This is a genomic window from Streptomyces sp. NPDC001002, assembly GCF_053599215.1.
The window spans coordinates 1-25,406 of sequence record NZ_JBSFLV010000104.1; the positions used below are offsets into that span (position 1 = coordinate 1).

Sequence of the window (25,406 nt, forward strand, 5' to 3'; positions counted from 1 at the left end):
GGTTGACGTCGGTGACGTCGATGGTGGGCCCGCTGTCGCCGAAGTCCGAGTATCCGTGCAGCCCATGCCGATCTCGTCGCCGTAGTAGAGGATCGGCGAGCCGGGCAGGGACAGCAGGAGAGCCGTGAACAGCTCGATCTGGTTGCGGTCGTTGTCGAGCAGGGGTGCCAGGCGCCGTCGGATGCCGATGTTGGCGCGCATGCGGGGGTCTTTCGCGTATTCGGCCCACATGTAGTCGCGTTCTTCGTCCGTGACCATTTCGAGGGTCAGCTCGTCGTGGTTGCGCAGGAAGATGCCCCACTGGCAATTGGACGGAATGGCCGGGGTCTTGGCGAGAATCTCGGATACGGGATAGCGGGATTCGCGGCGGACCGCCATGAAGATGCGGGGCATGACGGGGAAGTGGAAGGCCATGTGGCATTCGTCGCCGCCGCTGGCGTAGTCGCCGAAGTAGTCGACGACGTCCTCGGGCCACTGGTTCGCCTCGGCCAGCAGGACCGTGTCCGGATACATCAGGTCGATCTCGCGGCGGACACGCTTCAGGAATCCGTGCGAGGCGGGCAGGTTCTCGCAGTTGGTGCCCTCCGCCGCGTAGAGGTAGGGGACGGCGTCGAGGCGGAAGCCGTCGATACCGAGGTCGAGCCAGAAGCGGAGGGCGGCCAGGATCTCTTCCTGCACGGCCGGGTTCTCGTAGTTGAGGTCCGGCTGGTGGGAGAAGAAGCGGTGGAAGAAGTACTGCTTGCGGACCGGGTCGAAGGTCCAGTTGGAGGCCTCGGTGTCGACGAAGATGATCCGCGCGTCCGCGTACTGTTTGTCGTCGTCGGCCCACATGTAGTAATCGCCGTAGGGGCCTTCGGGGTTGGCGCGCGATTCCTGGAACCACGGGTGCTGGTCGCTGGTGTGGTTCATGACGAAGTCGATGATGACCCGCATCCCGCGCTGGTGGGAGGCGTCCACGAACTCGACGAAGTCGGCCAGGTCACCGAACTCCGGCAGGACGGCCGTGTAGTCCGAGACGTCGTAACCGCCGTCCCGCAGCGGGGACTTGAAGAAGGGCGGCAGCCAGATGCAGTCGATGCCCAGCCACTGGAGGTAGTCCAGTTTGGCGGTGAGTCCCTTGAGATCGCCGACTCCGTCGCCGTTGCTGTCCTGGAAGGAGCGGACCAGGACCTCGTAGAAGACCGCGCGCTTGAACCAATCAGGGTCCCGGTCCTTGGCGGGCGTGTCCTCGAAGGTGTCCTGAACGGGCTGGTTGACAGTCATGACGCTCTGACCCTCCGATCGATGGCTCACGTGGACGACGACTGGACGTGGAGGACGTGCGCCGGGGCCCTTCCGGGTTCGAGGCGCACATAATTTGTCCTGCCCCAGTGATAGGTCTCACCCGTCAGTTCGTCGTGCACGGACATGAATGCGTTCCAGTCCAGGCCGAGTTGCGGCATGTCCAACGAGACCGTGGCCTCCTGGGTGTGGTGGGGGTCGAGGTTGACGACCACCACGACCGTGTCCTCGTCGGTGGTCTTGCTGTACGCGATGATCGCGTCGTTGTCCGTGGGATGGAAGCGAAGATTCCTGATCTGCCGCAGGGCCGAGTGACTCCGCCTGATCGTGTTGAGCCGGGTGATCAGAGGGGCGAGGGTGCGTCCCTCGCGGGCCGCGGCTTTCCAGTCGCGGGGCTTGAGCTGGTACTTCTCCGAGTCGAGGTACTCCTCGCTGCCGGCCCGCAACGGCACCCGCTCGCACAGCTCGTACCCGCTGTACACCCCCCACGCCGGCGACAGCGTCGCCGCCAGCACCGCCCGCAACTCGAACGCGGGACGCCCGCCGTCCTGCAGGAACTCGTGCAGGATGTCCGGGGTGTTGACGAAGAAATTTGGCCGCATGTATGTGGCCGTCTCCGTGGAGAGTTCGGTCAGATACTCGGTCAGCTCCGCCTTGGTGTTGCGCCAGGTGAAATACGTGTACGACTGCTGGAACCCGGTCTGCGCCAGCGTGCGCATCATCGCCGGCCGGGTGAACGCCTCCGCCAGGAAGATCACATCAGGGTCGGAGGCGTTGATCTCCCCGATCACCCGCTCCCAGAACATCACCGGCTTGGTGTGCGGATTGTCGACGCGGAAGATCCGCACCCCGTGGCCCATCCACAACCTGAGCACCCGCAGGGTCTCCGCGACCAGGCCCTCGAAGTCGGCGTCGAAGGCGATCGGGTAGATGTCCTGGTACTTCTTGGGCGGGTTCTCCGCGTACGCGATCGTCCCGTCCGGCCGGTGATGGAACCACTCGGGATGCTTCTGCACCCAGGGATGGTCGGGGGAGCACTGCAGGGCGAAGTCCAGGGCGATCTCCAGGCCCTGGCGGTTCGCCTCCCGCACGAACCAGGCGAAGTCCTCGATCGTGCCCAACTGCGGGTGCACCGCGTCGTGCCCGCCCTCCGGCGAACCGATCGCCCACGGCACACCCACGTCCTCGGGGCCGGCGGAGAGGGTGTTGTTGCGGCCCTTGCGGAAGGTCGTCCCGATCGGATGGATCGGCGGGAGGTAGAGGACGTCGAAGCCCATCGCCGCGATCTCCGGCAGCCGGCGGGCCGCGGTGCGGAAGGTGCCGTGCGGCTGCTCGGGGGTGCCCTCGGAGCGGGGGAAGAACTCGTACCAGGCGCAGTACAACGCCCGCTCCCGCTCCACCAGCAACGGCAGCGGGTCGGCGGCGGTCACGAACTCCCGCAGCGGATGCCCGGCCAGGACCGCGTCCACCTCCGGCGTCAGACCCGCCGCCAGACGGGAGGCCGCGGGGCGGTTCTCGTCGCGCAGGGCGGTGACGGCGGCGAGGAGCACCTCGCGTTCGTCGGCGGGGACCTCGGGGTCGGCGGCGGCCCGCTCGTACAGCCGCGCACCCTCCTCCAGGACCAGTTCCGTGTCCATGCCGGCCGGGATCTTGATGCGGGCGTGGTGCCGCCAGGTCGTGACGGGGTCGCTCCACGCCTCCACGGTGTAGGTCCAGTGGCCCGGCTCGCCGGGGGTGACGGTGGCGCCCCAGCGGTCGGTCCCCGGGGCCAGTTCGCGCATCGGCGTCCAGGGGCCCGGGCGGCCGTCGGGGTCGGTGAGCACGACATTGGCGGCCACGGCGTCGTGGCCCTCGCGGAACACGGTCGCCGAGACCTGGAAGGACTCGCCGGTCACGGCCTTGGCGGGGCGGCGCCCGTGCTGGATCACGGGGCCGACGTCGAGGACGGGGATACGCCCGATACCGGCCGCGGCGCCCGCGGAGGGTGGCTCCGGGGTCGGCGGGACGGTGTCGGTGGGGGGTACAGGGGCTGGGGCGGTGCTGGGCGTCGGGGGTGCTGACGAGTGGTGCGTGGCGGGCATGACCGCTCCTGTCCGCGTCAACGTGGGTGGGCGGATGGCTGTGGGGAGGTGGGTCCTGCGTGGTGTTCCGGTGGAACGCGCTGGGATGTACCGCTGGTGTACCGCTGAGAGGTATCGGGCGAGCGTGCTGGGGGTGTACCTGGGGGAGCCTTCCCACCCTAAGCGAGTGAGCAATCCGGCACTTTGTTAACTACTCAGCCGTATGTCTACACACAAGACCGGCCCCGTTCGAGGGGAACGGGGCCGGTATCGGGACTCTGCCAGGACCAGCACGGGACTTTGCCACTACGAGGGCGGCACCTGGAGAAGTTCGTCCGGTGATCCGGGACCCCGTCCGGAGACCTTTCCGGCCACCGCAAGTTTGACCAGGGCTTTGGACACCTGGGCCGGGGACGCCCTGCGATGGGCGGCGAGATAGAGCGCGGCGGCGCCCGCCGCGTGGGGGGTCGCCATCGACGTACCGGAGTAGGTGGCGCGGCCGGTGTCGCTCGCGTTCGACGCCGACGTGATCGAGACGCCCGGGGCGAACAGGTCCACGGCGGGCCCGTAGTTGGAGAAGCCCGCCCGTGCGTCCGCCCGGTCGGTGGCGCCGACGGTGACGGCCTCCTTCACGTCGGCCGGGGAGTAGAGGCCGGCCGGCTGCCCGTTGTTGCCGGCGGCCACGGTGTACGTGACGCCGGAGGCGATGGAGGTGCGTACGGCCGCGTCCAGCTGGGCGTTGCGGTAGCCGCCGAGGCTGAGGTTGGCGACCGCGGGCTTGTGCGCGTGCCGGGTGACCCAGTCGATGCCAGCGATGACCTGGGCGGTGGTGCCCGCGCCGGCGTTGTCGAGGACGCGTACGGCGACGACCTTGGCCTTCTTGGCCACGCCGTAGGTCGCGCCGGCGATGGTCCCGGCGACGTGGGTGCCGTGTCCGTTGCCGTCGTTCGCGGTGCGGTCGTCGCCGACGAAGTCCCAGCCGTAGCTCGCCCGTCCGCCGAAGTCCTTGTGCGTGATGCGGATGCCGGTGTCGATGACGTACACCGTGACGCCGCTGCCCCCGGAGGTGGGCGCGCTGTAGCCCCTGTCCAGCGGCAGGGCGGGCTGGTCGATGCGGTCCAGGCCCCAGGACGGCGGATTGGACTGCGGCACCGCCTGCGTGCCGTTCTTGGGGCTGTCCTGCGTGCGGTCGAGCGCGATCCGGGTGTCCTGGACGACCGAGGCGACCCCGGAGTCGACCGCGAGCCGCCTCGCCTGTCTCTCGGTCGCCTTGATCGCGTAGCCGTTGAGGACCGTGCCGTAGGTGTGGCTTATTCTCGCCCCGTACCTCTCGGCGATGTCCCGGCCGGCCGCCGACGGGGCCCTGGTGTCCCCCCTGAGCGTCACCAGGTAGCTTCCGCCGACCGAACCGGCCTCCCCGGCGCCGAGTATCCGCCCCTGCGGTACGGCGTGCGCGGGCAGTGTGATGGCCGACAGCGCGGCGGCACAGCTCACCGCGGTCAGGCCCCCCGCCCAGCGCAGACGCCATGTGCGCGTCTTTGCCATGATTCGAGTTCCCCTCCTCGATCCGGCGCGCGGCGATCACGGCACACCGGGCGCACCCGGCGACCGGGCGGCACGCCACTTGGAGCCTCTCGTGCGGTGCGAAGGGCCACAAGGACGCCTATGGGGGCGGAATCGGCCATATCGGTTATGGGGTGAGCGGGGTGATGAGGGAAGGTTGCGCTCATTTTCGGTCGATGAGTGATCGACCTGTACCGGCGTGCTTGATCCGGAAGGGTCCGCCACACGGACGCCGGGGTAACCATTACCGTCGTCAATGACGTCGAGACGCACACCGCCGTGCGTCCGCACAGCGATCTGCGCTGAGGTGGAATGTGAAGGCGATCCGTCGATTCACCGTCCGTCCCGTTCTCCCCGACCCCCTCCGGCCCCTGAGTGATCTGGCCCGCAATCTGCGCTGGTCCTGGCACGCCGAGACACGCGACCTGTTCCAGTCCGTCGACCCCGAGCGCTGGGCGGCCTCGGACGGTGATCCCGTACGACTGCTCGGCAGTGTGTCCCCGACGCGGCTCGCGGAGCTGGCGGAGGATCATGGATTTCTGCGCCGGCTGACCGAGGTCGCCGGTGACCTCGATGAGTACGTGACCGGTGAGCGGTGGTACCAGGCGCAGCCCGGTGGGCTGCCCGCCGCCGTCGCCTATTTCTCGCCCGAGTTCGGGGTGACGGCCGCGCTGCCGCAGTACTCCGGCGGCCTCGGCATCCTGGCCGGCGACCATCTGAAGGCGGCCAGCGATCTCGGGGTGCCGTTGATCGGGGTCGGACTGCTGTACCGGCACGGCTACTTCCGGCAGTCCCTGTCCCGGGACGGCTGGCAGCAGGAGACGTACCCGGTGCTCGACCCGAACGAGCTGCCGGTCGCGCTGCTCAAGGAGGCCGACGGCACGCCCGCGCAGGTCTCCCTCGAGCTGCCCGGCGGCAAGCGGCTGCGGGCCCGGATCTGGCTGGCCCAGGTCGGCCGGGTCCCGCTGCTGATGCTGGACTCGGACGTCGAGGAGAACGACCTCGGCGAACGCGGTGTGACCGACGTGCTCTACGGCGGCGGCAGCGAGCACCGGCTGTTGCAGGAGATGCTGCTCGGCATAGGGGGTGTGCGGGCGGTACGGACGTACTGCCGGCTGACCGGTCATGCCGAGCCCGAGGTCTTCCACACCAACGAAGGGCATGCCGGGTTCCTCGGTCTGGAGCGGATCGCCGAACTGGGCGACCAGGGGCTGGACTTCGACGCCGCGCTGGAGGCGGTGCGGGCCGGGACCGTGTTCACCACGCACACCCCTGTGCCGGCCGGCATCGACCGCTTCGACCGGGAACTCGTCGCCCGGCACTTCGGGCCAGACGCCGAACTCCCGCGCATCGACGTCGGGCGCATTCTCGGACTGGGCATGGAGACCTACCCCGGCGGCGAGCCCAACCTCTTCAACATGGCCGTGATGGGGCTGCGGCTCGGACAGCGCGCCAACGGTGTGTCGCTGCTGCACGGGCAGGTCAGCCGCGAGATGTTCTCCGGGCTCTGGCCGGGGTTCGACCCCGAGGAGGTGCCGATCACCTCCGTGACCAACGGGGTGCACGCGCCGACCTGGGTCGCGCCGGAGGTGTTCCGGCTCGGCGCCCGGCAGATCGGACCGCAGCGCACCCAGGACGCGATGACCGTCGGCGGCTCGGACCGCTGGGACGCGGTCGCCGACATCGGCGACCAGGACATCTGGGAGCTGCGGCGGGTGCTGCGCGAGCACCTGGTGGACGAGGTGCGCGAGCGGCTGCGCGCCTCCTGGCGTCAACGCGGGGCGGGGACCGCCGAGTTGGGGTGGATCGACGGGGTCCTGGACCCGGACGTCCTCACCATCGGATTCGCGCGGCGCGTCCCCTCGTACAAGCGGCTGACGCTGATGCTGCGGGACCGGGACCGGCTGATGGATCTGCTGCTGCATCCCGAGCGGCCGATCCAGATCGTGGTGGCGGGCAAGGCGCATCCGGCCGACGACGGCGGGAAGCGGCTGGTGCAGGAGCTGGTGCGGTTCGCGGACGATCCGCGGGTGCGGCACCGGATCGTGTTCCTGCCCGACTACGGCATGGCGATGGCTCAGAAGCTCTACCCCGGCTGCGACATCTGGCTCAACAACCCGCTGCGCCCGCTGGAAGCCTGCGGCACCTCCGGCATGAAGGCCGCGCTCAACGGCTGCCTCAACCTGTCCGTCCTGGACGGCTGGTGGGACGAGTGGTTCCAGCCCGACTTCGGCTGGGCGATCCCCACCGCGGACGGCGTCGGGACCGATCCCGACCGGCGGGACGACATCGAGGCCTCCGCGCTCTACGACCTGCTGGAGCAGCGGGTGACACCGCGCTTCTACGAGCGCGGGGAGCACGGACTGCCCGACCGGTGGATCGAGATGGTCCGCCAGACCCTGACCCTGCTCGGCCCGAAGGTGCTGGCGGGGCGCATGGTCCGGGAGTACGTCGAGCGCCTCTACACGCCGGCCGCCCACGCCCATCGCGCGATGGACCCGGCCTCGGCCCGTGAACTCGCCGCCTGGAAGGCCCGGGTGCGGGCCGCCTGGCACGCGGTCACCGTCGACCATGTGGAGACGTCCGCCGCCACCCCCACCGCGGAACTCGGCACCACCCTCGGACTGCGCGTCCGCGTCGGCCTCGGCGACCTCGGGCCCGAGGACGTCGACGTGCAGGCCGTCTCGGGGCGCGTCGACCCCGAGGACCGCATCACCGACGCGGCGACGGTCCCGCTGAAACCGGCGGGCGGACCGGACGCGGAGGGCAAGTGGGTCTACGAGGGCCCCCTCGCCCTGGACCGCACCGGGCCCTACGGCTACACGGTCCGCATCCTGCCGACCCACCGACTCCTGGCCTCCGGCGCGGAGTTGGGGTTGGTGGCGGTGCCTTCGGAGGAAGCGGTGGAGGGGGCGGGGGTGCTGCTCAGGTAGCGGTCCGCGCTGCCCGGTCCGAGCGGCGGTCGCACCGGCCGCCGCTCAGGCCGCGTCGAACGGCGCGCACAACTGCTGGAGCACCTTCCCGCAGCGCCGCGCGTACGCGTTCTGCAGCCCGCGCGCCGCCGGACCGCCCGCTCGCGCGTACCACTTGGCGGCGCGGCTGAAGGCGGAGACGGTCAGCCAGACCGTGCCGTCCCCGGTGCGGTCGACCAGGAAGAGTTCCTCGCCGCACTCCGGGTGGCCGGAAAGGGTGCCGTACGCCCAGCCCGCGCGGCGGGGTTCGTCGACCGTGTAGACGACGCGGCACGGGGCCTTGATCATGCCGGCGAGGGTGACCGTGACGTCGACGTCCGGGGCCGCGCGCTCGGCGCCGGCGTCGATGCCCACCCCGATCGCGCGGTGCATCTCCCAGGTCAGGACCGCCTCGGAGGCCCGCTGGAAGACCTTCTCGCCCTCGCCGAGGCGGGTACGGACATGCAGGGGGTGGAAGCCGGGAGGGCAGAAACCGCCGCGCCGGGTGGCGCCGACGTCGTCGTACGTGAAGTCCGTCAGAGGCATGGGAACCAAGGGTAGGGCGGTACCCGGGAATGCCTTCGTCCCGGGTACCGCCCCGCGCCAACCCCCCTCGGGTCAGCTCACGTTGACGGCGGACCAGGCCGCCGCCACCGCGTTGTACTCGGTGCTGCCGGAGCCGTACAGCGCGGCCGCCGCGGAGAGCGTGCCGGTGCGGGCCGCCTTGTAGTTCGTCGTCGACGTGAAGTACGTCGTCAGCGCCTTGTACCAGATCTGCAGCGCCTTGTCCCGGCCGATGCCGGTGACCGTGGAGCCGTTCGAGGTGGGCGAGTTGTAGCTGACACCGTTGATCGTCTTGGCGCCACTGCCCTCCGAGAGGAGGTAGAAGAAGTGGTTCGCGACGCCGGACGAGTAGTGGACGTCCTTGTTGCCGACGGTGGAGGACCAGGAGTCCGCCGAGCCGCCGTCCTTGCTCGGCTTGTCCATGTAGCGCAGCGGGGTGCCGTCGCCGTTGATGTTGATCTTCTCGCCGATGAGGTAGTCACCGACGTCGGAGGAGTTGGCCGCGTAGAACTCGACGCCCGTGCCGAAGATGTCGGAGGTCGCCTCGTTCAACCCGCCGGACTCACCGCTGTAGTTGAGACCCGCGGTGTTGGCGGTGACGCCGTGGCTCATCTCGTGACCCGCCACGTCCAGCGAGGTCAGCGGGTGGGTGTTGCCCGAGCCGTCGCCGTACGTCATGCAGAAGCAGCTGTCGTCCCAGAACGCGTTCACGTACGAACTGCCGTAGTGCACGCGGGAGTACGCGCCGACGCCGTTGTTCTTGATGCCGCTGCGGCCGAAGGTGGACTTGTAGAAGTCCCACGTCTCCTGCGCGCCGTAGGCGGCGTCCGCGGCGGCGGTCACGTCGGTGGTGGAGCTGGAGGCGGCGCCGGTGCCCCACGTGTTGGTGGTCTGCGAGAACAGCGTCCCGGTGCCGGACGTCCCGTGCTTCAGGTTGTACGTCTTGTGGCTGCCACGCGAGGCGTCGGTCAGCGTGTACGTCGTGCCCGACAGCGTGGTGGTGAGGCTGACGGTGCCCGAGTACAGCGTCTTGCCGGTGCCGGTGGCGTTCTCGATGCCCTGGTACTCGTAGAGCTTCTTGCCGGTGGCCGCGTCGGTGATGACGTGCAGCTGGTTCGGGGTGCCGTCGTCCTGGAGGCCGCCGACGATCGTCTCGTAGGCGAGGACGGGGGTGCCGTCGCCGGCCCAGATGACCTTCCGGGCACCGTCGGCGGCGGTCTTGTCCGAGCCGGCCGCCTTGGCGGCGGTCAGCGCCTGCTTCTCGGCCTTGGCGGCGGCGATCTTCGGCGTGACCGAGGCCACCTTGATGGTCGCCTTGACCGCCTTGGTGACACCCTCGGCCTTGCCGGTCGGGGAGGTGTGCACCACGAGGTCGCCGCCGAGGACCGGCAGGCCCGCGTAGGTGCGCTCGTAGCGGGTGTGGACGGTGCCGTCGGCGTCCTTGACGACGTCCTTGGCGACCAGCTTCTCCTTGGTGCCGAGGCCTATCTGCTGCGCCGTCTCGGAGACGTCGGCCTGCGCCTTCTGCAGGAGCGAGGTGCGGGCGGCTGCCGTCAGCGAGGTGGGCGCGGCGGCGAGCTGTGCCGTGCCGGTGGCGTCCGCCGGGGTCTGGGCGGACGCCGTGCCGGCGGCCAGACCGGTGCTGAGCAGCGCTCCGGCGGCGACGGCGGTGGCAATGGCGAGCGTGGTGCGCTTGTGACGCGCGTAGAGGGGGGTCACACAAGCTCCTTGTGGTGGGGGAGTCCGGCCGGCGTGGGGCGCCCGGCCGGGTTGCTGTGAAGTTGTGCGGCGGTTGTGAGGAAGAGTGACATCAGGGGCGCGTACATGTCAGGACCCCGAAAAGATGTTGGCTGAAAATCGACTGCCGGGTGAATATTGCTGGAATGTAAACGGACTTGACCTCGGTAAAAGGCCAACCAGTGGTCGGTATCGGCGTGGCAAAAAGAGGGCGCCTCCCCGGTGGGTCGAACCACCGGGGAGGCGCCCTGACGTCGGGCCCCCGCGGGGACCTGCCGGGTCGTGCGGCCTACGGGAAGGTGAGGCTCCAGCTGTTGATGTAGCCGGTGTCCTGCGCCGCCACGTCCTGCGCCTTCAACTTCCAGACACCGTTGGCCACTTCGGAGGACGCGTTGACCGTGTAGGTCGCCTGCACGTTGTCCGCCGAGTCGTTGGCGCTGGAGTTCTTCAGGCGGTACGTCGACCCGTCCGGGGCGACCAGGTCGAGCACCAGGTCACCGCGCCAGGTGTGCACGATGTCGACCGAGACCGAGAGGTTCGACGGGGCGTTGCCCGTCCGCCCGGACACGGTGACCGACGACGTGACGGCCGCCCCGTTGTCCGGAATCGACACGTCGGCCGTGTTCTCGAACGAGGTGCCGCCACCGCCGCCACCGCCCGAGCGCGCACCGACCGCGACGGCCGCCCAGGCGTCCTGCACCGCCTTGTACTCGGTGCTCGTGGCGCCGTACAGCTCACTCGCCGCCGCCAGCGTCCCGGTGCGGGCCGCCGCGTAGTTGGTGGTGGACGTGAACTTCGTGGTCAGCGCCCGGTACCAGATCTGCAGCGCCTTGTCCCGGCCGATGCCGGTGACCGGAAGACCGTCCGAGGTGGGCGAGTCGTAGCTGACGCCGTTGATGACCTTGGCGCCGCTGCCCTCGCTCAGCAGGTAGAAGAAGTGGTTGGCGGGGCCCGAGGAGTAGTGGACGTCGATCGAGCCGATCCCCGAGTACCAACTGTCCTTGGACGCGCCGTCCTTGCTCGGCTTGTCCTGGTAACGCAGCGGGGTCCCGTTGCCGTTGATGTTGATCTTCTCGCCGATGAGGTAGTCGCCGACGTCGGAGGCGTTGTTGGCGTAGAACTCGACGCCGGTGCCGAAGATGTCGGAGGTCGCCTCGTTCAGGCCGCCGGACTCGCCGCTGTAGACCAGGCCCGCGGTGTTGGCGGTGACGCCGTGGCTCATCTCGTGGCCTGCCACGTCCAGCGAGGTCAGCGGACGGGCGTTGCCGGAGCCGTCGCCGTACGTCATGCAGAAGCAGCCGTCGTCCCAGAACGCGTTCACGTACGCGTTGCCGTAGTGGACGCGGGAGTACGCGCCGACGCCGTTGTTCTTGATGCCGCTGCGACCGAAGGTGTTCTTGTAGAAGTCCCAGGTCTGCGCGGCCCCGTAGTGCGCGTCGGCGCCCGCGGTCGCGGTGTTCGACGTGGTGCCGTTGCCCCAGGTGTCGGTGGTCTGGGAGAACAGCGTGCCGGTGCCGGACGTGCCCCGGTTGAGGTTGTACGTCTTGTGGCCGCCGCGCGCGCCGTCGGTCAGCGTGTAGTTCGACCCGGACTGGGTCGTGGTGAGCGTGACCGTGCCGCTGTACTGGGTGTTGCCGGTGCCGTTCTTGATGGCCTGGTACTCGAAGAGCTTCTTGCCGGTGGCCGCGTCGGTGATGACGTGCAGCTGGTTCGGCGTGCCGTCCTCCTGGAGACCGCCGACGACCGTCTCGTACGCCAGGACCGGCTTGCCGCTCGCCGCCCAGATCACCTTGCGCGGCGCCGCGTCGGCGCTCGCCTCGGTGCCGCCCAGCGCCTTGGCGCGGGTGACGGCCTGCTTCTCGGCGGCGGCCTTGGTGATGTCCGGCGTGACGTCGGCGACCTTGATGGTCGCGTTCGTCGCCTTGATGACGCGCTGGGTGGCGCCCGACTTGGCGGTGTCGACGACCAGGTCGCCGCCGAGCACCGGCAGGCCCGCGTACGTGCGCTCGTAGCGGGTGTGCAGGGTGCCGTCGGCGTCCTTGACGACGTCACGCGGGACGAGCGTCTCCTTGGCGCCGAGGCCGATGTCCTTGGCGGTCGCCGCACCGGCCGTGTCGGCCGCGCGTATCAACTCCGCGCGCTGGGACGGGCTGAGCTTGACGGCCGCGTGGGCCTTGGACGCGGCGGGCGCCGGGGCCGGGGCGGCGGAGGCGGCGCCCGACTGGACGGCCGCGGCGAGCAGGGCGGTGACGCCGGCGAGGGCTACGGCGGCGACGCGGCGGTGCGCCATGGGGCGCTGTGCGGTGTGGGAGGTGCGTCTGCGAGAGGAACTGCTTCTCAACACTGACTCCTTCTGCGTGGCCGCGGGTCGCACGGCCAGGGGAGATCCGGACGATGGGTCGACCGTCCGGGCAGAACTGGGCCAAACGCGGAACCAGGTGCAGGCGGCCGCTCGACGAGACGGCACTGGTTCGTGCTGTCTGTGGGGTTGCTGTGAAGCGGCCGTGGGAAGCGTGCCAGTGGAGTGCGGTTTCTGTCAGGGGCGCGTCAGAAGGTTGGCCGGAAATCGTCCGTTGTTCGGTAGTTCATGTTCGCTATACGGATCCGTTGTCGGTCGGTCCGGGGAGTCGTCGTCCGCTGACCGGTGAGTCAGTGCCGGTCGGCCGCACGGACCCGCCGCCAGGGCCGATGTCCCCGTGCCAGGTCCGCCACAGCGCCGCGTACGCCCCGTCCCCCGTCACCAGCTCGTCGTGCGTGCCGAGTTCGGTCAGCAGGCCGTCCTCCATCACCGCCACCCGGTCCGCGTCATGAGCGGTGTGCAGCCGGTGCGCGATCGCGATGACGGTACGGCCTTCGAGTACGGCGGCCAGGGCTCGCTCGGTGTGCCGGGCCGTGGTCGGATCCAGCAACGCCGTCGCCTCGTCGAGGATCAGGGTGTGCGGATCGGCCAGCACGACCCGGGCCAGGGCGAGTTGCTGAGCCTGCGAGCCGTCGGTACGCCAACCACCCTCGCCCAGACCGGTGTTGAGCCCGTCGGGCAGCTCCCGCACCCAGTCGTCGGCGCCGACCGCCGCGAGCGCCGCCCACAACTCCTCGTCCGTGGCGGCCGGTTCGGCGATCAGCAGGTTCTCCCGGACCGTGCCGAGGAACACGTGGTGCTCCTGGGTGACCAGGACGACCTGGCGGCGCAGCTGCTCCGGGTCAAGGCCGACCACCGGCACCCCGCCCACCGTCACCGTGCCCTCGGTCGGCGCCTCGACGCCCGCGAGCAGCCGGCTCAGCGTGGTCTTCCCGGCGCCCGACGGCCCGACCACCGCCAGCCGCTCGCCAGGCCGCACGGTCAGGTCGACCCCGCGCAGCACCTCGCCGCCGCGCTCATAGGCGTACCGCACACCCGTCACGTCGATGCGGTCGCCGGACGGGGCCGGGGAGCCCGCCGACACCGCCCGCGGAGCCCGCGCCAGGCCCTCCACGCGGGCGAACGAGGCGCCGCCGCTCTGCAGTTGCTCGATCCGCATCAGGATCTCGTCGAGCGGGTTGCTCATGCGTTGCAGATACAGGGCCGCCGTCACCACCGCGCCCAGGCTCAGCGTGCCCTGCCCGTGCAGCACCCCGCCGATCAGCAGGACCGCGACCACCGGGATCAGATAGGAGACGTCCACCGACGGGAAGAACACCGAGCGCAGGAACAGCGTGTACATCCGGGTGCGCCGGGAGACCTCCAGCGCGTCCCGGCTCGCCGCGATCCGGCGCTTCTCCAGCCGCAGCGCCTCGACCGTGCGCGCCCCGGACGCCGTGGCCGCGAGGATCTCGGCGACGTCCGAGGTGGCCGCGCCCTCGGCGAGGTAGCCGTCGCGGGCGCGGCGCAGATACCAGCGCAGCGCGACCCAGGTGCTGACCAGACCGAGCAGCCCGCAGAGGCCGAGCAGCGGGTCGATCACGAACACCGCGCCGATCAGGAACAGCACCTGCACGCCGTTGATGAGCAGTTCGGGCCCGGCGTCGCGCAGGGTCGTGCCGACCGTCGCCACGTCCGCGGTGCCGCGCGCCGTCAGGTCCCCGGTGCCGGCCCGCTCCACGACCGCCGCGGGCAGCGCGAGCGCGCGGTCGACGAACTCCTCGCGGACGCGCGCGAGGACGCGTTCGCCGAAGCGGTGTCCTACGTAGCGGGCCCAGCGGGCCAGCAGGAGTTGGGCGACGGCGCAGAGCAGGATCCATACGGCCAGGCGGTCCACGGCGTGCACCCCGCCGCCGGCGCGGACGTCGTCGACGATTCGGCCGACCAGCCAGGGGCCGACGAGGCCTGCGGCGGCGGCCAGGGCGTTCAGGGCGAGTACGGCGGTGAAGGCTTTTGCGTCGCCGCGGATGAGGCGGGTGAGGGCTTGGCGTACGTCTTTTGGTTCGGCGACGGGGAGTTGGGCGGATGTCATCCGACGGTCTCCTCGGCGTCTGCGTCCCTTGCCACGAGGGCTCGGTAGCCCGGGTCTTCGGCCAGGAGGGTGTGGTGGGTTCCGGCGGCTGCGACCTTGCCGTCCACCAGGTAGTAGACCGTGTCCGCGTGGTCCAGGACGAGGGGGGATGTGGTGGTGACCACGGTCGTGCGGCCTTGACGGTCTTGTTTGAGGCGTTCGGCTACGCGGGCCTCTGTGTGGGCGTCCAGGGCGGAGGTCGGTTCGACCGCGAGGAGGATCTCGGGGTTGGCCAGCAAGGCCCGTACGAGTCTGATGCGTTGGCGTTGGCCGCCGGAGAGGTTGGTGGCCTGGGCGTTGATCTGGGAGGCGAGGCCGTCGGGGAGGGCGTGGAGGATGTCGTCGGCTACCGCTGTGTGGATGGCCTGCATGATGTGCGCAGCAGGGGGTGCCTGGTCTTGTTGTTCGGCGGGTGCGGGTTTGATGTGGCTGGTCGCGCAGTTCCCCGCGCCCCTAAAGGGCATACAGGCACCGTTGACCAAGGCGCCCAGGGAGCCCGTGAACAGGGTGGAGTCGTGGTCCGCCACCAGGATGTGCTGGCGGATTTGGGGGAGGGCGATCTGGTCCAGGGGGATGTCTCCCCAGGTGGCTCTCGATGGGGCGTAGCGGCCCAGTCGGTCTATTACTGCCGTCGCGTCGGACGGGCGGGCGCCTGCCAAGGCTGTGAAGTGGCCCGGGCGGATTCGGACGCCGGAGTCGGGGTCGTGGAGGGGCGACGGTTCCGCGGGGGCGTCTCGGGTGCCGGTGTCTTCCAGGGGGTCCAGGCGCAGGAAGCGGACCACTCGGCGGGCCGAGACCAGGCCTCGGCTGATCTGGTAGCCGCACTCCACCCAGAAACCCACCGGCGCCACCAGCACCGCCACATAGCCGTACACCGACACCAACTCGCCGATGCTGATGTCCCCTTGGGCGGCGAGGCGGGCCGCGAGCCAGGTGACCACGGCGAGGAAGAGGGTGGGGAGGCCGACGCCGAGTGCCTGGACCCAGCTGGTCACCGCGCCGACGCGGTAGCCCTGTCGGCGCAGGTGCTGGGAGTCGGTGCGGAAGGCGTCCGCGAACAGGCCCTTGCCGCCGAGGCCGTTGAGGACGCGCAGGCCGCCGGCGAGGTCGGCGATCCGGGCCGTCAGCACGCCCTGCCGGTCCCGGTACTCGGTCTCCGCGCCCTGGAGGCGGGTGAGCAACGGGCCGACGATCAGGACGATCACCGGGATGCCGAGCAGGACGACCGCGGCGATCAACGTCGAGACGGACAGCAGGAGTCCGGCGACCGCGAGGTAGGCGACGATCGCGCCGACCCCCGGCCCGACCACCGTCAGCGACATGCTGATCGTCTGGACGTCGCCCACGCCGATCGTGACGACCTCCCCGGCTCCCACCCGGCGGGGCAGCGCGGCGCCGAGGCGGACCGCCTGGCCGACGACCACCTTCACCGTGCGGAAGTTGGCGTCCATCCGTACGCGTGTCATCGTGCGGTGCCGCATCAGACCCAGCCAAGCGTTGACCGCTCCCACTCCGAGGAGGGCCGCCGTCCAGCCCACCAGCGCCGGGTAGTCACCCGGCACCAGCCCCTCGTCGATCGCCCGGGACAGCAGATACGGCGTGGCCGCGAGCAGCACCATCCACGCGCTGCCCAGCACGGCCCCGGCCAGCGACCGGCCCGGCTGACAGCGCACCAGCCACCACAGGAAGCGGCCACCGCCCCGGTTGTCGGGCTCGCCCGGATCCTCGTACGCGTCGATCATCCGTTGCCGGCCCCTTCGACCACTGTCACGCGAGACTGTCCCGCCACGCCCGGTGCAGATCCGCGAACCGGCCCGTGCCCGCGATGAGTTCGGCCGGGCTGCCGTCCTCGACGATCCGGCCGTGTTCCATGACCAGGACCCGGTCGGCGATCTCGACGGTCGACAGGCGGTGTGCGATGACCACGGCCGTGCGCCCTTGCAGGACCGTCGACATCGCGCGCTGCACGGCCCGTTCGCCCGGGACGTCGAGGGAGCTGGTCGCCTCGTCCAGGATCAGCACGGCCGGGTCCGCGAGCAACGCCCGTGCGAACGCGACGAGTTGGCGCTGCCCGGCGGAGATGCGGCCGCCTCTTTTGCGTACGTCCGTGTCGTAGCCGTCGGGCAGGGCCTCGATGAAGTCGTGCGCGCCGATCGCCTTCGCGGCCCGCTCGATCTGTTCGCGGCTCGCGTCGGGGCGGCCGATGGCGATGTTCTCGGCGACCGTGCCGGAGAACAGGAACGCCTCCTGCGTCACCATCACCACCCCGCGCCGCAGTTCGGGCACGGACAGCTCGCGCAGGTCGACGCCGTCCAGCAGGACCTGTCCGGCGGAGGGGTCGTAGAAGCGGGCGAGCAGCTTGGCCAGGGTGGACTTGCCGGCGCCGGTGGTGCCGACGACGGCGACCGTCTGCCCGGCCGGGAGGGTCAGGTCGAAGGCCGGCAGGACCTCGCCGCCGGTGCGGTAGCCGAAGCGGACACCGTCGAAGACGACCTCGCGGCCCGGGTGTTCGCTCTCCAGGGCCGGCAGTTCGACGGGCGAGGAGGGTTCCGGCACGGACGGCGTCTGCGCCAGCAGCCCGGCGATCTTCTCCAGGGAGGCCGCCGCCGACTGGTAGGAGTTGAGGAACATGCCGAGCCGGTCGATCGGGTCGTACAGGCGGCGCAGATACAGCACCGCGGCGGCCAGCACGCCGAGTTCGAGGGAACCGCTCGCCACCCGGTAGGCGCCCCACAGGACGATTCCCGCGACCGCCGTGTTGGCGACCAGGCGGGAGCCGACGACGTAACGGGCCATCTCCAGGAGCGCGTCGCCGTTCGAGCGCTCGTGATTGCGGTTCAGCACCCGGAAGTCGGTGTCGTTCGCGGCCTCGCGGCGGAAGGCGCGCACCGGCCGGATGCCGTTCATCGTCTCGACGAACTTGACGATCACGGCCGCGATCGCCGTGGACCGCACCCGGTACACGCGGACCGCGCGCCGTTGGTAGACGCGGACCAGGAGGTAGAGGGGTACGAAGGACGCCACCGCGAGGGCGCCGACGCCGAGGTCGAGCCAGAGCAGCATCACCGAGATGTAGACGAAGGACAGGATGACCGTGATCAGTTCCTGGAGGCCCTCGTTCAGCAGCTCGCGCAGGGACTCGACGTCCGTGGTGGAGCGGGAGATCAGCCGGCCCGAGGTGTAGCGCTCGTGGAAGTCGATGCTGAGCGCCTGCGCGTGTCGGAAGATCCGGCCGCGCAGGTCGAGCAGCACGTCCTGGTTGACGCGGGCCGAGGCGATGATGAACGCGTACTGCAGTCCGCCGGAGATCAGCGCGCACAGCAGATAGCCCACGGCCACCGCGATCAGCGGTCCGTGGTCGGCGCGCCGGAACGCCGGCACCGCGCTGTCGATCGCGTACGCCACCAGCAGCGGGCCCGCCTGGACGGCCGCCTGCTGGACGAGCAGCAGGAAGCTGGTGAACGCGACGCGCGCCTTCATGGGGGCGAGCAGGGAGCGCAGCAAGGTCGAGGTGGCGCCCGGGGGAGTGGGCAGGACGTCGCGGTCGAAGGGGTCGGTGACCTTGGAGTCCCCGGGGCGGGGCAGGTCCGGTTCGTCGTCCGCCGCCGGGACGGAGGAGGTGGTCGGGGCCGTCATCGGTCGTCCTCCGCTTCGTCGGTCCCGGACATGAGGTGGGCGTACTCGGCGTTCGTGCGCAGCAGTTCCTGATGCGTGCCGACGGCGGTGATCCGGCCGCCGGAGAGCAGGGCGACCCGGTCGGCGAGCAGGACCGTGGAGGGGCGGTGGGCCACGATGAGCGCGGTGGTGTCCGCGAGGACCTCCCGCAGCGCGGCCTCGACGGCGGCCTCGGTGTGCACGTCCAGCGCGGACAGCGGGTCGTCCAGGACCAGGAACCCGGGTCTGCCCACCACCGCCCGCGCCAGCGCGAGGCGTTGCCGCTGACCGCCCGACAGACTCAGGCCCTGCTCGCCGACCTGCGTGTCGGTGCCCTGCGGGAGCGCGTGCGCGAAGTCGGCCTGTACGACCGAGAGCGCGCGGTTCAGCTCGGCCGCGCCCGCCTCGTCGTCGGCGCCCATGAGCACGTTCTCCCCGACGCTCGCCGAGAACAGCGTCGGCTCCTCGAAGGCGACGGCGACCCGGGAGCGCAGCTCCTCCCTGGACATGGCGGTGATGTCCTCGCCGTCCAGGGTGATGTGTCCCTCGGTCACCTCGTGCAGCCGCGGCACGAGCGCGGTCAGCGTCGTCTTGCCGCTGCCCGTGGACCCGACTAGCGCCATGGACTCGCCGGGGCGGATGTGCAGGTCTATCCGGTCCAGCACGGGCGCGGACCCGGGCTCGGCGTCGGGGTATCGAAACCGGACTCCACGGAACCGGATGCCGCGCTCGCGCTCGCTCTTCGTCGGCGGGGCAGTGGCGGATGCGCTCGACTCGCCCTGCTGTTGCTGCTGTTCCTGCCGTTCCTGCTGTTCGGGGCGTTCGTCCATCACCTCGAAGTACCGCTCCGTGGCCGTCGCCGCCTCCTGGCTCATCGCCAGCAGGAAGCCGATGGAGTCCACCGGCCAGCGCAGGGCGAGGGCGGTCGACAGGAAGGCGACCAGGGTGCCCGCCGACAGATCGCCGTCGGCGACCTGGACCGTGCCCAGGACCAGGGCCGCGCCGATCGCCATCTCGGGGAGCGTCACGATGACGCCCCAAATGGCGGCCAGCAGCTGCGCCTTGCTCAGTTCGGTGCCGCGCAGGGTGTGCGACAGCTTGCGGAACGCCAGGGCCTGGCTGCGGTGCCGGCCGAACCCCTTGATGATGCGGATGCCGAGCACGCTCTCCTCGACGACCGTCGTCAGATCGCCGACCTGGTCCTGCGCGCGCCGCGCCACCAGCGCGTACTTCTTCTCGAAGACCACGCAGGTGACGATCACCGGGATCGCGGGACCCAGGATCACCAGCCCCAGCGTCCAGTCCTGGAGCAGCATGATGATCACGCCGACCAGGATCGTCACCCCGTTGACCAGCAGGAAGGTCAGCGGGAAGGCGAGGAACATGCGCAGCAGCATCAGGTCCGTGGTGGCCCGGGACAGCAACTGGCCCGAGGCCCACCGGTCGTGGAAGGCGACCGGCAGCCGCTGCAGATGTCCGTACAGATCCGCCCGCATCTCCGCCTCGACGTGCGACAGCGGGCGCGCCACCATCCACCGCCGCAGCCCGAACAGCAGCGCCTCCGCGACCCCGAGCAGCAGCAGGTACAGCGCGCCGAGCCACACCCCGGCCGGATCCCGGTCGGCCACCGGTCCGTCGACCATCCACTTCAGCACCAGCGGGATCACGAGCCCCGTACAGGAGGCCAGCACGGCGACGAACGCGGCGGTGAACAGCCGCACCCGCACGGGCCGGACGTAGGGCCATAGACGCAGCAGTGTGCGCACGGTGGACCGCTCCCCGGTCACCGTGCCTTCCTCGGTGGTCGAACGTGTAGTGGACATCGTCAGTGAGCCTACGGACCGGCACTGACAACGCCCAGCGAGTTTTGGCCGGACCCTGATCGGCCGCTGGACCTACGACCTGCGCGTTCGAGGAGTCGTACAGGACCGCAGGGGAGGGGGAGCCGGCCGGTAGGAGGCCGGCATCAACCGATCGGTTGATGTCCCTTCGAGCGCGACGGGCGATGTGGCGGATGCCCGCTCCCCGGGACGCTGAAGCCATGTCCGTCATCGAAGTCACCGAACTGCGCAAGACCTACGGCGGCCGGCCCGTCGTCGACGGCGTCTCCTTCGCCGTCGAGGAGGGCGAGATCTTCGGGATCCTCGGCCCCAACGGCGCCGGCAAGACCACCACCGTCGAGTGCGTCGAGGGACTGCGCGTCCCCGACGCAGGGCGCGTCCGCGTCACCGGCCTCGACCCGATCGCCGACCACGAGCAGGTCGCCCGTGTCCTCGGCGCCCAGCTCCAGGAGAGCGAACTCCAGGCCAAGCTGACCGTCCGCGAGGCGCTGGAGCTGTACGCCTCCTTCTACCCGAGCCCGCTGGACTGGGGCCCGCTGGCCGAACGCCTCGGCCTGACCGCGAAGCTCACCACCCGCTTCGCGAAGCTCTCCGGCGGCCAGAAGCAGCGCCTGTTCATCGCGCTCGCCCTCATCGGCAACCCCCGGATCGTCGTCCTCGACGAACTCACCACAGGGCTGGACCCGCGGGCCCGCCGCGACACCTGGCAGCTCATCGAGGACGTGCGCGCGGGCGGGGTCACCGTCCTGCTCGTCACCCACTTCATGGAGGAGGCACAGCGCCTGTGCGACCGGATCGCCGTGATCGACCAGGGCCGGGTGGCCGCCCTGGACACCCCGGACGGCCTGATCCGGCGCTCGGCCGGCTCCACCGTCATCAGCTTCACGCCCTCCGCGCCGCTGGACGAGGGTGACCTGAACGCGCTGCCCGCGCTCGTGTCGGTCGAGTACAAGGACAGCCGGATCACGCTCTCCGGCACCGACGAGACCGTCAACGCGGTCATCACCCTGCTCGCCCGCCGGCACATCACCGCCCACCAACTCCGCGTGTCCGAAGCCACGTTGGACGACGCCTTCCTGGACCTGACGGAGGTCTCCGCATGAACACCGCCGTCCTGCGCACCGAGTTGCGTCTCTTCCGGCGTGAACCGGGCGCCCTCTTCTGGATCCTGTTCTTCCCGACCATCCTCCTGGTGATCCTGGGTTCCATCCCGTCCTTCCGCCACCACCAGGCGGACCTGGGCGGGCTGCGCACGGTCGACGTGTACGTCCCGGTCGCCGTCCTGCTCGGCATGATCGTCGGCGCGCTCCAGTCGATGCCGCAGAACCTCACCGGCTACCGCGAGCGCGGCATCCTGCGCCGCATGTCCGCCACCCCGGTCCGCCCGTCCGCGCTGCTGTCCGCGCAGATGCTGGTCTACGGCGGGGCGGCCCTGGTCTCCGCCCTGTGCGCGCTGATCGTCGGCCGGCTCGCCTTCGACGTACGGCTGCCGCAGCAGGCCTTCGGCTATCTGCTCGCCCTGGTCCTCGCGATCCTGGCCGCGCTCGCGCTGGGCGCGGTGGTCTCGGCGCTGTCCCGCACCACGAAGATCGCGGGCGCCATCGGTTCCGCGGTGTTCTTCCCGATGATGTTCTGCGCGGGCGTGTGGATCCCCGTGCAGGCCATGCCGGACACTCTCGCCCGGATCGTCGGCTACACGCCCTTCGGCGCCGCGGCCGAGGCCCTGAACCGGGCGGCGGCGGGCGACTGGCCGGGCTGGACCCACCTGGGCGTGCTGGTCGCCTGGACCGTGCTCCTGACGGCCGGCGCCGCGCGCTGGTTCCGCTGGGAGTAGGGGAGGCGGCCGTGCAGACTGGGGAGATGACCACGAAGGACCGGCAGATCGAGCGGCGCTGGGAGCAACTGCACACCTGGGGTCCGTACGGTCTGCTCGGGATCGGTGTCGTCCTCGCGCTCGCCTCCTCCGGTCTCTTCGACTACACCGCCGCCCAGTGGTACACCGGCTGGGCCCTGGTCGGTGCCGCGGTCGTCCTCCAGCTGTGGTGGCACGGCACCCGCTCTCGGCGGCCCGGACGCGGCCGGATCCCGTCCCGCGCGGGGACCGCGTACTACGTCATCCGCTGGGCCCTCGCCTTCGCCCTCGCCTGGATCGACCCGTTCTTCGCGTTCTACGCAGCCGCCGGCTACATGGACGCCGACGAACTGATCCCCGGCAAGGCGCGGCAGCGGCTCGGACTGCTCGCCAGCGCGGTCACCGTGGCCGGCGCGCAGTCCGGCGGGCTGCCGCTGCGCAGCCCGGTCCAGTGGATCCTCTTCGCCGCGCTCGTGGCCGCCAACTCCGGCCTGCAGATGGCGGTCGCCCATCTCCAGGAGCAGGAGACCCAGCGCTCCCACGAACGTGGCGAGACCATCACCGAACTCGAACGCACCAACACCGCCCTGCAACAGGCCCTCGACGAGAACGCCGCCCTGCACGCCCAACTCCTGCTCCAGGCGAGGGAGGCCGGGGTCGCCGACGAGCGCCGCCGGCTGGCCGCCGAGATCCACGACACCATCGCCCAGGGCCTGACCGGCATCATCGCCCAGCTCCAAGTCGTCGCGAACGCACCCGACTTGGAGACCGCCCGCACCCATCTCGACCGCGCCTCCACCCTCGCCCGGCACAGCCTCGGCGAGGCCCGCCGCTCCGTGCAGAACCTCGCGCCCATGGCCCTGGAGAACGACGGACTGCCCGAGGCACTGAAGAACACGGTCGCCGAGTGGGGCGAACGCACCGGCGTCCGCGCCGAGTTCACCGTCACGGGCACCGCCGAGCAGCTCCACGACGAGGTCTCGGCGACCCTGCTGCGCATCGCCCAGGAGGCCCTGTCGAACGCCGCCCGGCACGCGCACGCCACCCGTGTCGGCGTGACCCTCACCTTCCTGGGCTACGAGGTGATCCTCGACATCCGCGACGACGGCGAGGGCTTCGACCCGCTCGCCCTGCCCGCACGCACCCGCGCCGGCGGCTTCGGCCTCGACGGCATGCGGGCCCGCGCCGAACGCATCGCCGGCACCCTCACGATCGAGACCGAGCCGGGGCACGGCACGGCCCTGTCGGCTCGCGTACCGTTGGTCCGCCATGAGTGACGAACCCCAGATCTCCCCTGCCGAACCCCAGATCTCCGTGCTGATCGTCGACGACCATCCCGTCGTACGCGACGGTCTGCGCGGCATGTTCGAGTCCGCGCCCGGCTTCCGAGTCCTGGGCGAGGCCGCCGACGGCGTCGAGGCCGTGGAGCGGGCCGCCGCCCTCGACCCGGACGTCATCCTGATGGACCTGCGCATGCCGGGCGGCGCGGGAGTCGACGCCATCCGCGAGCTGACCCGCCGCGCCGCCCGCGCGAAGGTGCTCGTCCTGACGACGTACGACACCGACTCCGACACCCTGCCCGCGATCGAGGCCGGCGCGACGGGCTACCTCCTCAAGGACGCCCCGCGCGACGAGCTCTTCACCGCCGTCCGCGCGGCGGCGGCAGGCCGTACGGTCCTGTCGCCCGCCGTCGCCTTCCGCCTGGTCTCCGCGGTCCGCACCCCCAAGGCACCCGGCAACGAGCCCCTCTCCACCCGCGAACGCGAGGTCCTGGCCCTGGTCGCCAAGGGCACCTCCAACCGCGAGATCGCCCGCGAACTCTTCATCAGCGAGGCGACCGTGAAGACCCATCTCACCCACCTGTACGGCAAGTTGGGCGTGAACGACCGCGCGGCGGCGGTGGCGACGGCGTACGAGCGGGGCATTCTCGGCTAGTTCGGGTACTAGCTCGGGTAGGGGAGAAGACCGGAGGCGATCCGCTCCCAGGCCGCCTTCAGCTCGGCGAGCAACTCCGGCTTGTCGGGGGCGAGATCGGCCTGCTCGCGCACGTCCGCGCCGAGGTCGAAAAGATGGTCGTCGCCGTCGGAGTCCTGGTAGTACTTCCAATCGCCGCGCCGCAGCGCCCGGTTGGCCCGCACCCGCCAGAACAGGTCCCGCTCGGGCAGTTCCTCGCCCTTGAGCAGATAGCCCGCGAAGCTCGTGCCGTCCAGCGGGTACGCCGGGTCGGGGCGGGCGCCGGCCAGCTCCAGGAAGGTCGCGGTCCAGTCGGGCGAGAAGTTCGGTTCGTGGCTGACCTGGTTGCCGTCGATCCGGTGCGGCCAGCGCACGATGGTCGGCACCCGGATGCCGCCCTCCTGGAGCACGAACTTCTCGCCGCTCAACGGCCAGAGGTACGACCAGCGTTCGCCGCCGTTGTCGCTGGCGAAGTACACCAGCGTGTGCTCCTCCTGCCCTGACCGGCGCAGCGCGGCGAGCACCTCGCCGACGGCCGCGTCGAGGCTCTGCACCATCTCCGTGTACTTGGCGACAGAGCCGCCGTCGTAGTGGTTGAGCGCGTTGGAGACCTCGGCCTGGTTCTTCGCGGCCCGGATCTTCGCCGCGATCTCGGCGCCGGTCTCCTCGTCGCCCTCCGCGAGCCAAGGCCAGTGCGGGGTGGTGAAGTTGAGGTTCAGCAGCCAGGGCCGGTCGTGCTCGCGGCCGACGTACTCCACCGCCCGCTCGGTCAGCACCTCGGTGTAGTAGCGCAGGTCCTGAAAGGTCGCGTCGCCCTCGTAGAGGTCGTAGTCGCCGAGCTGCCCCAGCTTGGAGAAGTACTCAAGGACGCCCCCGTGGTTGCCGAAGAACTCGTCCCAACCCGACTTGGTGGGGCTGTAGTCGGGCAGCCAGCCGCAGTGCCACTTGCCGATGAGGGCGGTGGAGTAGCCGGCCTTCTTCAACAGCGAGGCCAGGGTGGGGTGGTGGGGGTCGAGCCCCTGCGTCCGGCTGGCGATCGGCTCGGCGAGACCGCCCGGCGTACGCCCCGGATAGCGCCCGGTGTACAGGCTGAACCGGGTCGGCGAGCAGGTCGCCGAGCCCGAGTACGCGTCGGTGAACCGCACGCCCTGCCGGGCCAGCCGGTCCAGGTTCGGCGTCTTGATGTGCGGGGCGCCGTAGGAGGAGAGGTCGGCCCAGCCGAGGTCGTCGCCGAGGATGACGAGAAGGTTGGGACGCTTGCCGGAGGCGGCGGGGCGGGCCTTGAAGGGGCGTTCGGCGGGGGCCGGTTCGGCGGCCTCGGCGGTGGCGGCCGTACCGGCGACGGCGGTCACGGCACCGCCGCCGACAAGGCCACCGAAGGCACGGCGGGATATCTCAGGCATACGCAGCAGTCGATCAGCGAGCCCGGTCCGCTCGCCAGTGATCCGGCCCGGAGTTCATGTACCTGCAATATGCATCCG

General features: G+C 70.6%; 16 protein-coding genes. 5 read left to right on the forward strand and 11 right to left on the reverse strand.

All coding sequences use genetic code 11. The features are described from left to right. The 3 genes from treS to ACWDR3_RS34460 all read right to left on the reverse strand — a co-directional run. Nucleotides 1–1,263 (reverse strand): maltose alpha-D-glucosyltransferase (gene treS / locus ACWDR3_RS34450; protein WP_450356487.1); only part of this gene is annotated, 1,263 nt, incomplete at its 3' end. Nucleotides 1,264–1,289: 26 nt separating this feature from the next. Further along, on the reverse strand, nt 1,290–3,362 hold the full coding sequence (locus ACWDR3_RS34455) for an alpha-1,4-glucan--maltose-1-phosphate maltosyltransferase (RefSeq protein ID WP_450356488.1): 2,073 nt from the start codon (nt 3,360–3,362) through the stop codon (nt 1,290–1,292). A 285-nt stretch (nt 3,363–3,647) separates the two neighbouring features. Further along, nucleotides 3,648–4,886 (reverse strand): S8 family peptidase, encoded by a 1,239-nt coding sequence (locus ACWDR3_RS34460; protein WP_450356489.1) that lies wholly within the window; start codon nt 4,884–4,886, stop codon nt 3,648–3,650. 332 nt (nt 4,887–5,218) lie between these two features. On the opposite strand from ACWDR3_RS34460, the gene ACWDR3_RS34465 reads away from it, so the two are divergent. Further along, the gene (locus ACWDR3_RS34465) at nt 5,219–7,837 is read left to right on the forward strand and encodes a glycosyltransferase family 1 protein (protein WP_450356490.1); all 2,619 of its coding nucleotides are present in this window, start codon (nt 5,219–5,221) and stop codon (nt 7,835–7,837) included. A gap of 45 nt (nt 7,838–7,882) precedes the next feature. Here the strand turns inward: ACWDR3_RS34465 and ACWDR3_RS34470 are convergent, their stop codons facing one another. The 7 genes from ACWDR3_RS34470 to ACWDR3_RS34500 all read right to left on the reverse strand — a co-directional run bounded on the left by ACWDR3_RS34470 (nt 7,883) and on the right by ACWDR3_RS34500 (nt 20,102). Then, entirely contained in the window at nt 7,883–8,401 is a 519-nt protein-coding gene (locus ACWDR3_RS34470; protein ID WP_450356491.1) for a DUF1990 domain-containing protein, read from the reverse strand. 72 nt (nt 8,402–8,473) lie between these two features. Continuing rightward, nucleotides 8,474–10,138: a M4 family metallopeptidase gene (locus ACWDR3_RS34475; protein ID WP_450356492.1), complete on the reverse strand. Its 1,665-nt coding sequence runs from the start codon at nt 10,136–10,138 to the stop codon at nt 8,474–8,476. Between the two features lie 307 nt (nt 10,139–10,445). Beyond that, nucleotides 10,446–12,497, reverse strand: a complete 2,052-nt coding sequence (locus ACWDR3_RS34480; protein WP_450356493.1) for a M4 family metallopeptidase — start codon at nt 12,495–12,497, stop codon at nt 10,446–10,448. A gap of 253 nt (nt 12,498–12,750) precedes the next feature. Further along, nucleotides 12,751–14,586 (reverse strand): ABC transporter ATP-binding protein, encoded by a 1,836-nt coding sequence (locus ACWDR3_RS34485; protein WP_450356494.1) that lies wholly within the window; start codon nt 14,584–14,586, stop codon nt 12,751–12,753. Further along, nucleotides 14,583–16,367 (reverse strand): ABC transporter ATP-binding protein, encoded by a 1,785-nt coding sequence (locus tag ACWDR3_RS34490; protein ID WP_450356495.1) that lies wholly within the window; start codon nt 16,365–16,367, stop codon nt 14,583–14,585. Before ACWDR3_RS34490 ends, ACWDR3_RS34485 begins: the two co-directional genes overlap by 4 nt. Before the next feature lie 25 nt (nt 16,368–16,392). After that, nucleotides 16,393–18,261, reverse strand: a complete 1,869-nt coding sequence (locus tag ACWDR3_RS34495) for an ABC transporter ATP-binding protein (protein ID WP_450356496.1) — start codon at nt 18,259–18,261, stop codon at nt 16,393–16,395. Next, nucleotides 18,258–20,102 carry an ABC transporter ATP-binding protein gene (locus ACWDR3_RS34500; protein ID WP_450356497.1) on the reverse strand — a complete coding sequence of 615 codons (1,845 nt, stop codon included), beginning with the start codon at nt 20,100–20,102 and terminating at the stop codon, nt 18,258–18,260. Before ACWDR3_RS34500 ends, ACWDR3_RS34495 begins: the two co-directional genes overlap by 4 nt. A 218-nt stretch (nt 20,103–20,320) precedes the next feature. Between ACWDR3_RS34500 and ACWDR3_RS34505 the strand changes: the two genes are divergently transcribed. Genes ACWDR3_RS34505 through ACWDR3_RS34520 form a run of 4 tightly spaced genes read left to right on the forward strand, consistent with a single transcriptional unit; the run spans nt 20,321 to nt 23,907 of the window. Then, nucleotides 20,321–21,223, forward strand: a complete 903-nt coding sequence (locus tag ACWDR3_RS34505) for an ATP-binding cassette domain-containing protein (protein ID WP_450356498.1) — start codon at nt 20,321–20,323, stop codon at nt 21,221–21,223. Then, complete coding sequence (locus tag ACWDR3_RS34510) at nt 21,220–21,954, forward strand: ABC transporter permease (RefSeq protein WP_450356499.1); 735 nt, start codon at nt 21,220–21,222, stop codon at nt 21,952–21,954. The genes ACWDR3_RS34505 and ACWDR3_RS34510 overlap by 4 nt, the downstream gene beginning before the upstream one ends. A gap of 26 nt (nt 21,955–21,980) precedes the next feature. After that, nucleotides 21,981–23,249 carry an ATP-binding protein gene (locus ACWDR3_RS34515; RefSeq protein WP_450356500.1) on the forward strand — a complete coding sequence of 423 codons (1,269 nt, stop codon included), beginning with the start codon at nt 21,981–21,983 and terminating at the stop codon, nt 23,247–23,249. Further along, on the forward strand, nt 23,242–23,907 hold the full coding sequence (locus ACWDR3_RS34520; protein WP_450356501.1) for a response regulator: 666 nt from the start codon (nt 23,242–23,244) through the stop codon (nt 23,905–23,907). Before ACWDR3_RS34515 ends, ACWDR3_RS34520 begins: the two co-directional genes overlap by 8 nt. 8 nt (nt 23,908–23,915) lie before the next feature. Here ACWDR3_RS34520 and ACWDR3_RS34525 read toward each other — a convergent pair whose 3' ends face one another. Next, on the reverse strand, nt 23,916–25,328 hold the full coding sequence (locus ACWDR3_RS34525) for a sulfatase family protein (protein WP_450356502.1): 1,413 nt from the start codon (nt 25,326–25,328) through the stop codon (nt 23,916–23,918). Nucleotides 25,329–25,406 lie beyond the last annotated feature (78 nt).